The sequence below is a fragment of the Microcoleus sp. PH2017_34_RAT_O_A genome, from assembly GCF_020737885.1.
Lineage (GTDB): Bacteria > Cyanobacteriota > Cyanobacteriia > Cyanobacteriales > Microcoleaceae > Microcoleus.
Genome location: NZ_JAEQDD010000076.1, coordinates 33,585 through 44,433, shown reverse-complemented (window position 1 = coordinate 44,433; position 10,849 = coordinate 33,585). Strand labels below are relative to the sequence as shown.

Genomic DNA, 10,849 nt, shown 5'->3' with positions numbered 1-10,849 from the left:
CGCTCTCTTTGGTACGTAGTTGCGCTTCAGCGCTCTTTGAGAGATGTATCAAAATACGAGTAATTGAGGGAATACGATCGATCGCCCAATCAGAGATTAACTCAATTGTGCGATCGAGACGGAGGCTGGGACTAAAAGGTACGTAGTTGCGCTTCAGCGCTCTTTCTCATATATCTCAAAGAGCGCTCAAGCGCAACAACATACCTTTATTAGGGACACGGCAGTGCCGTGTCCCTACCTGTTGCAAAAAGGTCTTGACATTCCTACCACTCTTTGCTAGACTAACGAATAGTATTGTGTTTAATTCACAAATCCCAGCACTTCACATGATGTTCGCAACCAACAGCTATTTTTATTTTTGGCATCCCCAAGTTCGCCCGGAGTGAATTTACAGCTTACTGTGAACATCCGGGCGAACCGCAGACTAACACCTGCGGTTTTGTTTTTTCTAGCTTCTTGTCTCAACCACCAATCATCGCAAGCGAAAACAGCAATGACATTATTCAGTAACTGGTATTACGGCTTTTATTTTTGGCCCCGCAGGAGTTCTGGGTAAATTGTCGTGCTGTCTTTTCGCGCCAACCCGGAACTCCTTAAAGGTTCCGGGTTTTTTATTGTCAACCAATCACTCGATTTTTTAGGAGAATTCCATCATGTTAGAAGCCAAACTCGCAACCAAATCTCATCCCGAACACCAAACTATTGTCAAACTATCCGAAACCGTCTCAGTCGGCGGCACAGAATTGTTAATCGTCGGTGGGCCCTGTACCGTCGAAAGTTCAGAACAAATGGAGACAGTCGCCAGCAAACTCTCAGTCGCACCGGTGCAGGCTTTGCGGGGGGGAGTCTACAAACCCCGCACTTCTCCCTACGCTTTCCAGGGGATGGGAATTGAGGGACTGGAAATTTTAGCTGATGTCAGCCGGCGTTACGGTTTACCCGTGGTGACAGAGGTAATGTCGATCGCCCAAATCGATCCGGTTGTCGCCTATGCTGATATGCTGCAAGTAGGCAGTCGCAATATGCAAAACTTCGAGTTACTAAAGGCGATCGGTCAAGCCGGAAAACCAGTCTTACTAAAACGCGGTTTGTCAGCCACGATTGAAGAATTTGTGATGGCCGCCGAATACATTCTCAGCCACGGAAATCCCGATGTAGTTCTGTGCGAAAGAGGCATCCGCAGCTTCGACAATTACACCCGCAATGTCTTAGATTTAGGTACAGTCGTAGCGCTAAAACAGTTAACTCATTTGCCAGTAATTGTAGATCCTTCTCACGCCGCCGGCAAGCGAGAATTAGTCGCACCTCTAGCAAAAGCAGCGGTTGCTTGCGGTGCTGACGGGTTAATTGTTGAGTGTCACCCGCAACCGGAAAAATCGGTTTCTGACGCGCGGCAAGCTCTTTCTTTGCCGGATATGATTGATTTAGTCGCAAGTTTGCGGCCTGTGGCGGCGGCCGTCGGGCGGTTCGTACCGGAGGCTAAGTCATTAGTTATTAGTCATTAGTTATTAGTCATTAGTCATTGGTTATTGGTCATTAGTCATTAGTCATTAGTCATTGGACTTAATATTTCTTTCAAGAAAAGTTGGACGGGCTAGAAGCCCATCCCACAAACTTTTTTTTCTTGTGGGATGGGCTTCTAGCCCGTCCCAAAAACAGACTTCTAGCCCATCCCACAAATTTTTTTTCTTGTGGGATGGGCTTCTAGCCTGTCCCAAAAACCGAAATTTGATTAAAATAAAAGCAGAATCAATCCTGTCATCTACAAGATATCGCTTAATTATGGCACTCAAACTTCATGTTCCCTCGATCGTCTGTTCCGGCTGCGGAAACACTATTACCGAAGCCATCAAAACCGTGGAACCGGAAGCTAAGATTGATGTGGATTTAGCGGCCAAGACTGTGACTGTGGAAGCTAAAGCCTCGGAAGAGTCTATTAAACAAGCTGTGGTTGCTTCCGGTCACACTGTTCTAGAAGCCTAATAGTAGGATAACCCCTGGTTGGCAGTCAGGGCTGATGTACAGATAATCGCTTGCATGAATCTTTGGTTGGGGAGGGCGAGTTTACACATATTCTGGATGTGCATCATAGATGTTGGTGAACTCGCCCCTACAGCATCCGCGCATAGACAACTGACAACTGACAACTGACAACTGACAACCAACAACTGACTAATTAAGATTCTTCGTCCAAATGTTCGGCGACTGCTTGGTAAAGTTCTAAAACGTGCCGATCGAGTAAACTATAAAAAACTTGTCTGCCAACTTTGCGATAACTTACCAACCGTATCGCCCGCAACGCCCGCAACTGGTGCGATACAGCCGATTCGCTCATGCTCAAAGCCGCCGCCAAGTCGCACACGCACAATTCTTGATTTGCTAACACCGACAGTAATCGCAAGCGGTTCGCATCTCCCAAAAGACTGAAAAACTCTGCCATCCGCTGGGCTTTTGCTGTGTTCAGCACTTGTGTTTGGATGTCTCCAACCCGTGAACTTTCAACTACGTGCGATCGCCCGCAGGTTGGTGTATCGTTTTCTTGGTCAGGCTGACTTATCGCTCCGTTAACCGCAGACTTCGGTGACATCTTTTCCCGGCTGATTTTAATTCTCATTTTCATATTAGCGCGATCGACCCACCTTTTGTTACAAAACTTTTACATCTCCTTGACATATATCTGAATATATGTTCAGATATTAATAGAGCGAAACACACCAGGAGAATTTAAAATGACCACTGTCACCCAAATGAAATGCGCGTGCCCTTCTTGTTTGTGCGTTGTCAGCCTCACTGAAGCGATCGAAAAAAGCGGCAAATCCTACTGTTCGACTGCTTGCGCTGACGGACACCCCAACGGTAGCGGCTGCGGCCACATCGGCTGCGAGTGCAGCAAATAAATATTCCGATTCCGAAAAGGTTAAGGAACCTCTGTAAAAATATATCTAAGGGGAGATGCGAACAGCGCATTTCCCAATTTTTGTGTTTTTAGGTTAAATTGAGGTTAAAATACGGGTAATCAAAGGTTAAAAGTAGTTTAATCGACTAAGTACACAGGGAAAAATCACAATTGTTACCTGGGGAATACAATCAAAGTAAGTTAGCGTCGCAATACTAAGTGCAAAGACTACTATTAATAGCAGAGACAGAACCAAAAGTTGAATTAGGAGGGGGCAATGAAAGAGCGGGAAGATTTTTTACATCCTCGCAGTCGCTACTACGGTGATTTCACGCCTGAAAACTTGGCGTTTAATGCCAACTTGCAGGAATTTGCTCAGAAAATAACTTATATTTGCTCTCTGGAAACAGGGGGTAAAATTAGCGCCGAGAAAGCCTATAAAGATATTAAGGCGCTTTGGAAAGACTTAAAATCGTCTAAGAAGCAATTGGGAATTGGACAAAAACCCCCCAGTACCGATGACGGCAATTTGCCTTAAATTCATCGCAGATAAGACGGCGGTTGAAACCACACCTATAAAAACCAAGTCCGCACTTCGAGTTCGCGAGCGCGACCGCCTCCGCGGTGTAAAGAAAATAATATAATTTTAACTGTCTTCAAACCGCGGAGGCGGTTTTTGTTTGTCTAGACGCGGTTTCAACCGCCGACTTTTCTATGGTTTAGAAGTTGGTGCTACTTCTCCTGCAAACCGAGTACAATTGCCGCCGAGGCCGGAGGTAATTGCACAAGTATTAGTTTTTAGCATTCCTTCATAGGTATCAGCGCCAGTACCTCGGCCGCCCAACTCGTCGCTATAAAGTTCTTTGTCGGAAATTTTGACATTTGCTTCCCTCGCTACAGTCTGCATTAATTTCGGATTAGTCGTGGTTTCTACAAAAATTGTCGGAACTCCTGCTGTCTTAATTTCTGATGATAATTCGGCAATTCTGGCGGCTGTGGGCTGTTCCTCTGTTGTCACTCCCTGCAAAACTCCCGCAATCTCTAATCCGTAAGCATTGGCATAGTAACTCAGGGCATCGTGAGTTGTAACTAATTTGCGTTTTTGGGCAGGAATTGTCGCTATTTGTGCTTTAATCCAAGTATCTATTTTGGCTAAATCATCTGTTAATTTTGTGGCATTTGTGGTATATAGTTGAGCATTGCTTGGGGAAACTTTGATCAATTCATCGCGAATTGTTTCTACCATGCGGATACCATTTTTAGGATTGTGCCAAACGTGAGGATCGGGGACTTTTTCTTCGGTGGCGTGGGACTTTTCTTGTTCTTTCTCTTTCCCGTGTTCGTGTTCGCCCATCAACGGTTTGGGAACGGCGAGTTCGTGTACGGCGATTTTGGGTGCGGAATTACTGCTGGATTTAATTAATTTAATGATGCTGGGTTCGTGGTTGTAGCCGCCGTATAAAATTAGATTTGCTGTTTCAATGACTTTGCGGTCTTCTGGCTTGGTTTGGTAGGCGTGGGGGTCTTCTCCGGGTTCGATTAGACAGGTGGTGTCGATCGAACTTTGAGCAATTTCCTTAGTAATGTCGCAGATGACACCAGTCGTAGCTACCACTTTTGGCAAATTGGTGGCGGGAGTTGCTTGAGTTTGAGTGGTGGCGGGACTCTCCGGCGCCGGCTTGCTGGTTTTGGAACCCGAAGTGCACCCAACCAGTCCGCAGGCGATCGCCAAAACCGCCACACCGCACAATCTGCTGCTTTTTTCCGTCAAGTTTTTTAACATTTCACCTTTGGAACGATAATCGTTATTACTTTTAGAGTTATCCTATTGTAGTAGCTAGAAATAAGAATCGTTCTCAAAATCTGGAATTATGTTAGAAGTGCAAGACTTGGCTGTGAATTATCGAGGAATTTCGGCCCTCAACGGCGTGAATTTTCAGTTAGATCCGGGACAGTTAACTGGTGTCTTCGGGCCCAACGGCGCGGGGAAAAGCACGATGGTGAAGGCGATGCTGGGATTGATTCCGGCTTGTCGGGGGATAGTAAAATATCAGGGGCGGTTGTTGAAGGAACAGTTATCGCGGGTGGCTTACGTGCCGCAACGATCGCAAATTGACTGGGATTATCCAATTACGGTGCACAATGCGGTGATGATGGCGCGGACTGTCCAGACTGGTTGGTTTCGCACTCCCTCGAAGCAGTCGCAAGAATTAGTCAAAGCTGCTTTGCTGCGGGTGGGAATGTGGGATTTGCGCGATCGACAAATTGGCGAACTCTCCGGGGGACAGCAGCAGCGCATATTTTTAGCAAGATCGATCGCCCAACAAGCCGACTTATTCTTCTTCGACGAGCCCTTTAGTGCGATCGACAAAGCCACAGAAGAGATTATCTTCGATATTTTTGCCGAACTCAAAGCTGAAAACAAAACATTGCTAGTAATCAGCCACGATTTAGGCGAAACTTTAAAACAATACGATAATTTATTATTGCTCAACAAGCAGTTAATTGCCACAGGTTCCTGCCGGGAAGTCCTCACCGCCGCCAATATTCAAAAAGCCTATGGATACGATTTAAGTTTAGTTTCCGCGTGACTGGAAAAAGATTTATTTTTAACCGCAGATGAACGCAAATAAACGCAGATAATTATCTTATATCTGCGTTTATCTGTGTTCATCTGCCTCTATCTGCGGTTAAAACAATAAGATTATTGAGGTAAGTAATTAAATGTTAAACATACTAATTGAGCCGCTCAAATTCGAGTTCATGCGAAATGCGATCGCCGTCGGCATTTTGCTAGGAATTGTGTGCGCCGTTGTCGGCTCATACTTAATTGTACAACAAATGGGAATGATGGTAGACATGATTGCCCATTCAGTATTAGCAGGACTGCCAGTGGCATTTTCTTTAGGTTTCAATATTTCCATCGGCGCATTTATATCAGGAATCATCAGCGCCGTAATTATGGCATGGATTCAATCGCAATCCCGGATTAAAATAGATGCTGTTATGGCATTAATTTTATCTACATTTTTAGCAATTAGCGTCACCTTAATTAGCGTCTTGCGGACAACAAAACTAGACTTAGACGGGTTTTTGTTCGGGAATATATTGTCAGTTGCACCGTCTGACGTACAGCAGACTTTTATGATAACTGTAATTATTTTGGTCGCAGTTAAAATCTTTTACAAAGAACTGCTATTCTATACCTTCGACCCGCTAGGAGCACAGGCGTCTGGTTTGCCTGTAAACTGGATTTACTTGGGGATGATTTCGGCGATTACACTGACGGTGGTGGCTAGTTTGCAAACTGTGGGCGCACTGTTAGTAATTTCGCTATTAATCGGGCCAGGAATTACGGCGTATTTGTTGGTAAAAGAGTTACATTTAATGATGGGATTGGGCGCAATTATTGGAATTACAGCTAGTGTGACTGGAATGTATCTTAGCTATTATTTTAATATGCCATCTGGTGCGGCAATTGTATTAGTTGTTTTTGGATTATTTTTAATGGCTTTGCTGTTCAGTCCCAGTCAAGGAATTTTGACAAGAAAGAGAGGAAAATGAGCGAGGGCGGGCGGGTTTTGTTCTGAGATTGTTTGCGAGTGTCACAATCACTAGCTAAACCCGCCCTACAAATATGCCTTTTTTACCAGAAAGAAGCTGTCAACTGTCAACTGTCAACTGTCAACTGTCAACTGAAGCTTACTTAGCTTGACAATAGGTTTCATAAACGCCATCAAGCAGTAAGTTAAGAGCAAAAGTTGCTTTCTGGGCGGCTAACAGTGCTTCTTGTTGTGCTTCTTCAGTTTCACAAACTTGTAACAGCGCTTCGCGGGTGGCTTCCGAGTGGAACTCGTCGGCTTTTTCGTGAACTTGAAAGAAAGACAAAGCAGCTTGTGAATCGATGCCGTAAAATTCCTTTAAACCAGCGATTTTGGTTGTGGAAACTTCGGGGATTTGTGCTTCGTAAGCGTAGAGGGCGGCTAAACCTTTGGCGGGAGATTCGCTGCGCGCTAAGTCTTTGAGAATGCGGACGGATTCGGTGGTTTTTTCTAAATGTTCGCGTTCGAGAACTGCATTTCTATCTAAACCCAAACCTTCGGCAAAGCGCAGCCACAATTCGGGGTGATTTGCGGCGCCTCTTTCTTCTTCTATGAGGTTTTCGAGGAGCATTTGACGAATTTTGATGTCGTCACAGGCGGCGTGGGTGGCGCTGACGTAGGTGGGGAAGTTGTGAACTTGCAGGTAGTATTCTTGTGCGTACTCTTGCAGCATTGCGATGTCGAGTTTACCTTCGTTCCACATTTGGTAGAACGGATGTTTCAGCAGGTGGTTTTGGTCGAGGATGCTGTTGAGTTGTTCGAGAAATTGCTGTTGAGTCATAATTGTCGATCGCCCTTAAGGATTGTGCAGCCACTAAAATGTTATGGTAATTTGGGATTTTGTCAATACCAAGTTTTCAATTGTTTATGTTTTTGCAACAATGGCGCGATCGCCCGTTATGCCAACTTAGCGCCGCCCGAACCCGTGGCCGCGCATAGACTTTGACCAAACCACCAATTCGCCGCCATTCCCGCCAGCCGCCAGAAATTGACCGTCAGGATGCCATGCGAGACACGAAAAACCGCCCTGTGCACCTTCTAGAACTTGCAGCAATTGTGCTGCTTCATACCACAAACAAACTTGACCGTCTGCGGATGCAGAAGCTAATAAAAATGTGTTAGGTTGAAAGGCGATCGCACTTACGACATTTTCATGCACCTCTAGGGCCCAACCTTCCCAACCGACACTTTCATCAGCATCTCTGTCCCAAACAGAAACACCTTGAGAACTCGAAGCAGCCAACAAAGGTGCACCCAAAGAATTAGTTTGATCCGACCAAGCCAACTCCCGAACCTTCCCCGGAAAACCCTGCATTACCCACGGTTCCAAATTACCCCATTCACTAACAATTAGAGTATTGTCCATATTGCCACAAGCTAAATATTGCCCTTGCGGCGACCAAGCAATTGCACCTGTTGCAGACGGTACTGATAAAAATTCTGGGTCTTCGTCCCAGTCATCGCCACTCCAAACTTTAACACCTTGATAGCCGCTAACTGCCAGGTATTGAACAATCGGATGCCATGCTAAATCTAGAATAGATGACGAGTCGAAATTCAGCGTTACTTCCACAACATTATCATCAGCATTCCAGATTTGAACGCAGCGGCCCATACTAAAAGCTAAATGATTGCAGTGGGGACTCCAAGCTAACTTATCAACCCAGACGCGCTTGTTATCCAAATCAGCAATTAATTCCCCAGAATTAACGCGCCAAATTCGCACTCGTCCATCTTGTCCGCCCGCAGCTAGGAATTGACTGTCTGCCGAAAAAGACAAACAATCTGCCGATTTTCCTGTGGCACTTTGCAGCGGTTGTAAGGACAATTTGTTAACTGCCCCTACTGTCGCCAACATCACTTCGCCCGCAGCAGAACAAACTGCTAAAGTTTTACCATCCGGCGACCAAGTAACAGCAGTTACGTAATCAGATAGCATTTCTTGAGCGTGAAATTGCAGAATTAGCTCACCGTGGCTGCTCTTTTTTTTACCCGTTTCTTTTACACTAGACACCGACGGAAATCCTCTCGCAATTGAGTTTCATTTAAGTTCCTGCCAATGAATACGAGTTCATTTTTCGGAGTTTCGCTATCTTTCCAAGCTCGATCCGGTCTGCCATCGAACAGCATATGTACTCCTTGAAAAACAAAGCGCTTTTCTTGTCCAGATACATTTAAAATGCCTTTTGTCCGAAAGATATCTGTGCCTTGAGTTCGCAATAATTCGCCAATCCAATCACTAAATTTGTCGCCATCAACAGCACCAGATTCTACTATTGCCATTGATTTTACTGTTGCATCATGTTCGTGAACGTGTACGCCCAAAAAGTCGGGTTCGATTTCTAATGCCCGGTTCAAATCAAATGCTTGGACGCCCAACAAGGCATCAATTTCTAGTTCTGCGTTATGAGTGCGGTGGATTTTTGCTATTGCATTCATGGCGCGAATTCTTTTTTCTAATTCTGCCAATTCTTCCGCACTTACTAAATCGGTCTTGTTCAGCAAAACCACGTCAGCAAAGGCAATTTGTTCTTGAACTTCTTCGGCATCCCAATGTTGCCATACGTGCTTGGCATCAACGACAGTGACTACTGCATCTAGCAGCAGTTGATCCCGCATATCTTCGTCTACAAAGAATGTCTGAATTACGGGTGCGGGGTCGGCTAAACCTGTGGTTTCGATGACTATGTGGTCAAATTTTTGGCGCCGCTTCATCAAGTTGCCGATAATCCGAATTAAGTCGCCTCGGACTGTACAGCAAATGCAGCCGTTGTTCATCTCAAAAATTTCTTCGTCGGCATCAATGATGAGTTGGTTGTCGATGCCTACTTCGCCGAATTCGTTGACGATGACTGCAACTTTTTTGCCGTGCTCTTGTGTTAAAATGTGGTTGAGTAGCGTAGTTTTACCTGCACCCAGATAGCCTGTGAGAACGGTCACGGGAACTGATTCGATCGCTCCAGCAGTAACCATATTTTACCTCTAGTTTTGTAGAATGATAACCATTGTCGCTAGTTTAGCCTACACTTGTTGGCAGCAGCAACAATATTAAATAATGTTAATAAATTGTTCGCCAGAGCCTGTCGGATTGTGCAGGTGGTAGTGAGGAATGCAAGTCCGCATCCATAGAACAAGGACTTGCATTCCTCACTACGAACCTTTGTAGGTATGACCGATGACTCCAGACAATTAATTACCAATCATAGCTGCAATTCGATCGCGCTCCAACTCTTTGCCGATCAGCACCAGCTTGGTTTGACGGAGTTCCGAAGGTTGCCAAGGGCGATCGTAAAAACATTCTATGCGATCGCCAACACCTTGCAACACCATCCGCATCGGTTTCTTGGGAACCGCCACAAACCCCTTAATCCGATAAATTTCTTCCTGCTGCATCAAGGCTTGCAGCTTTTTCACCAAAGCTTCTGGTTCAAATTCGCGATCGGCAATAAAGAAAGTCGAGTTAATATCATCATCGTGCTCGTGTTCCTCTTCCGTGTCGTGGTGACTCGGGCGAGACTCCAAATCATCCTCAACTGCTGCATTAAATCCCAACAGCACATCCGGGTTAATTTCGCCAGCCTTGCAAGGCACAATTTTCACACTCGGGCGTAACTCTTGCTGCAACCAGGTTTGAACTTTCTGGTGAGTTTCCGCATCTACGCGATCGACCTTCGTCAACAGTACCATATCGGCACAGGCCAACTGATCTTCAAACAATTCCTCGATCGGCGTTTCGTGATCCAAACTCGAATCAGCCTCTCGCTGCGCCATCAAAGCATCGATATCGCCAACAAAAGTACCGCTAGCCACAGCCTCGCAATCAACAACCGCAACCACACCGTCAACTGTAGCGCCCGTGCGAATTTCCGGCCAGCGAAAAGCTTGAATCAAAGGCTTAGGAAGTGCGAGGCCCGAAGTCTCGATTAAGATACAATCAATTTGGTCTTTGCGCTTCAACAATTCCTGCATAGTCGGCAAGAATTCCTCTTGCACAGTGCAGCAAAGACAACCATTAGTTAATTCGACAATATTGCTGGTGACAGTTTCTTCTTCATCGCAAACTTGGCAATCGCGCAGCAATTCTCCATCTATTCCGATTTCGCCAAATTCGTTAACTAAAACAGCAATGCGGCGGCCTTGATTGTTTTGCAATAAATGGCGAATTAGGGTGGTTTTGCCGCTACCGAGAAAACCAGTGATCACTGTAACAGGAATCTTGTGCATTATTAATTACCAATTGAGTTTTTAGAGTATGACACTTTATAGAAAGACAAGAGTGAAAATAAGTTGGAGTTAGGATTCAATCAACTCTTAGCAAACCTCTTTATTGTATCATAAAAATATTTGTACG

Annotated in this window: 12 protein-coding genes; 6 read left to right on the top strand and 6 right to left on the bottom strand. The window is 45.3% G+C overall.

Annotated features, from left to right (window positions below; all coding sequences use genetic code 11):
• Window positions 1–653: 653 nt before the first annotated feature.
• Window positions 654–1,505 carry a 3-deoxy-7-phosphoheptulonate synthase gene (gene aroF, locus JGK11_RS22850; RefSeq protein WP_293212997.1) on the top strand — a complete coding sequence of 284 codons (852 nt, stop codon included), beginning with the start codon at window positions 654–656 and terminating at the stop codon, window positions 1,503–1,505.
• 277 nt (window positions 1,506–1,782) lie between these two features.
• Window positions 1,783–1,983 (top strand): heavy-metal-associated domain-containing protein, encoded by a 201-nt coding sequence (locus JGK11_RS22845; RefSeq protein ID WP_293146624.1) that lies wholly within the window; start codon window positions 1,783–1,785, stop codon window positions 1,981–1,983.
• Window positions 1,984–2,176: 193 nt separating this feature from the next.
• Here JGK11_RS22845 and JGK11_RS22840 read toward each other — a convergent pair whose 3' ends face one another.
• Window positions 2,177–2,587 carry a metalloregulator ArsR/SmtB family transcription factor gene (locus tag JGK11_RS22840; RefSeq protein ID WP_293193078.1) on the bottom strand — a complete coding sequence of 137 codons (411 nt, stop codon included), beginning with the start codon at window positions 2,585–2,587 and terminating at the stop codon, window positions 2,177–2,179.
• Between the two features lie 142 nt (window positions 2,588–2,729).
• On the opposite strand from JGK11_RS22840, the gene JGK11_RS22835 reads away from it, so the two are divergent.
• Window positions 2,730–2,897 (top strand): metallothionein, encoded by a 168-nt coding sequence (locus JGK11_RS22835; RefSeq protein ID WP_293185067.1) that lies wholly within the window; start codon window positions 2,730–2,732, stop codon window positions 2,895–2,897.
• 276 nt (window positions 2,898–3,173) lie between these two features.
• A complete protein-coding gene (locus JGK11_RS22830; protein ID WP_293185068.1) occupies window positions 3,174–3,434 on the top strand; it encodes a hypothetical protein in 261 nt (86 codons plus the stop codon).
• A gap of 174 nt (window positions 3,435–3,608) precedes the next feature.
• On the opposite strand, the gene JGK11_RS22825 is transcribed toward JGK11_RS22830, so the two are convergent.
• Window positions 3,609–4,679: a zinc ABC transporter substrate-binding protein gene (locus tag JGK11_RS22825; RefSeq protein WP_293212995.1), complete on the bottom strand. Its 1,071-nt coding sequence runs from the start codon at window positions 4,677–4,679 to the stop codon at window positions 3,609–3,611.
• An 88-nt stretch (window positions 4,680–4,767) separates the two neighbouring features.
• On the opposite strand from JGK11_RS22825, the gene JGK11_RS22820 reads away from it, so the two are divergent.
• Together JGK11_RS22820 and JGK11_RS22815 are read left to right on the top strand one after the other, a co-directional pair.
• Window positions 4,768–5,487, top strand: coding sequence for a metal ABC transporter ATP-binding protein (locus JGK11_RS22820; RefSeq protein ID WP_293193084.1), 720 nt, complete (start codon window positions 4,768–4,770; stop codon window positions 5,485–5,487).
• Between the two features lie 133 nt (window positions 5,488–5,620).
• A complete protein-coding gene (locus JGK11_RS22815; protein ID WP_293185073.1) occupies window positions 5,621–6,460 on the top strand; it encodes a metal ABC transporter permease in 840 nt (279 codons plus the stop codon).
• Between the two features lie 138 nt (window positions 6,461–6,598).
• Here the strand turns inward: JGK11_RS22815 and JGK11_RS22810 are convergent, their stop codons facing one another.
• The 4 genes from JGK11_RS22810 to cobW all read right to left on the bottom strand — a co-directional run bounded on the left by JGK11_RS22810 (window position 6,599) and on the right by cobW (window position 10,722).
• A complete protein-coding gene (locus JGK11_RS22810; RefSeq protein ID WP_293185074.1) occupies window positions 6,599–7,279 on the bottom strand; it encodes a CADD family putative folate metabolism protein in 681 nt (226 codons plus the stop codon).
• Window positions 7,280–7,405: 126 nt separating this feature from the next.
• Entirely contained in the window at window positions 7,406–8,512 is a 1,107-nt protein-coding gene (locus JGK11_RS22805; RefSeq protein ID WP_293185075.1) for a WD40 repeat domain-containing protein, read from the bottom strand.
• The gene (locus JGK11_RS22800; RefSeq protein ID WP_293198291.1) at window positions 8,500–9,471 is read right to left on the bottom strand and encodes a GTP-binding protein; all 972 of its coding nucleotides are present in this window, start codon (window positions 9,469–9,471) and stop codon (window positions 8,500–8,502) included. The genes JGK11_RS22805 and JGK11_RS22800 overlap by 13 nt, the downstream gene beginning before the upstream one ends.
• Window positions 9,472–9,687: 216 nt before the next feature.
• Window positions 9,688–10,722: a cobalamin biosynthesis protein CobW gene (cobW, locus tag JGK11_RS22795; RefSeq protein ID WP_293212993.1), complete on the bottom strand. Its 1,035-nt coding sequence runs from the start codon at window positions 10,720–10,722 to the stop codon at window positions 9,688–9,690.
• Window positions 10,723–10,849: the final 127 nt, after the last annotated feature.

Excerpts from the sequence above, each read along its gene's own strand:
- aroF (WP_293212997.1), top strand. The coding sequence starts at position 654 with ATGTTAGAAGCCAAACTCGCAACCAAATCTCATCCCGAACACCAAACT.
- JGK11_RS22845 (WP_293146624.1), top strand. The coding sequence starts at position 1,783 with ATGGCACTCAAACTTCATGTTCCCTCGATCGTCTGTTCCGGCTGCGGA.
- JGK11_RS22840 (WP_293193078.1), bottom strand. The coding sequence starts at position 2,587 with ATGTCACCGAAGTCTGCGGTTAACGGAGCGATAAGTCAGCCTGACCAA.
- JGK11_RS22835 (WP_293185067.1), top strand. The coding sequence starts at position 2,730 with ATGACCACTGTCACCCAAATGAAATGCGCGTGCCCTTCTTGTTTGTGC.
- JGK11_RS22830 (WP_293185068.1), top strand. The coding sequence starts at position 3,174 with ATGAAAGAGCGGGAAGATTTTTTACATCCTCGCAGTCGCTACTACGGT.
- JGK11_RS22825 (WP_293212995.1), bottom strand. The coding sequence starts at position 4,679 with ATGTTAAAAAACTTGACGGAAAAAAGCAGCAGATTGTGCGGTGTGGCG.
- JGK11_RS22820 (WP_293193084.1), top strand. The coding sequence starts at position 4,768 with ATGTTAGAAGTGCAAGACTTGGCTGTGAATTATCGAGGAATTTCGGCC.
- JGK11_RS22815 (WP_293185073.1), top strand. The coding sequence starts at position 5,621 with ATGTTAAACATACTAATTGAGCCGCTCAAATTCGAGTTCATGCGAAAT.
- JGK11_RS22810 (WP_293185074.1), bottom strand. The coding sequence starts at position 7,279 with ATGACTCAACAGCAATTTCTCGAACAACTCAACAGCATCCTCGACCAA.
- JGK11_RS22800 (WP_293198291.1), bottom strand. The coding sequence starts at position 9,471 with ATGGTTACTGCTGGAGCGATCGAATCAGTTCCCGTGACCGTTCTCACA.
- cobW (WP_293212993.1), bottom strand. The coding sequence starts at position 10,722 with ATGCACAAGATTCCTGTTACAGTGATCACTGGTTTTCTCGGTAGCGGC.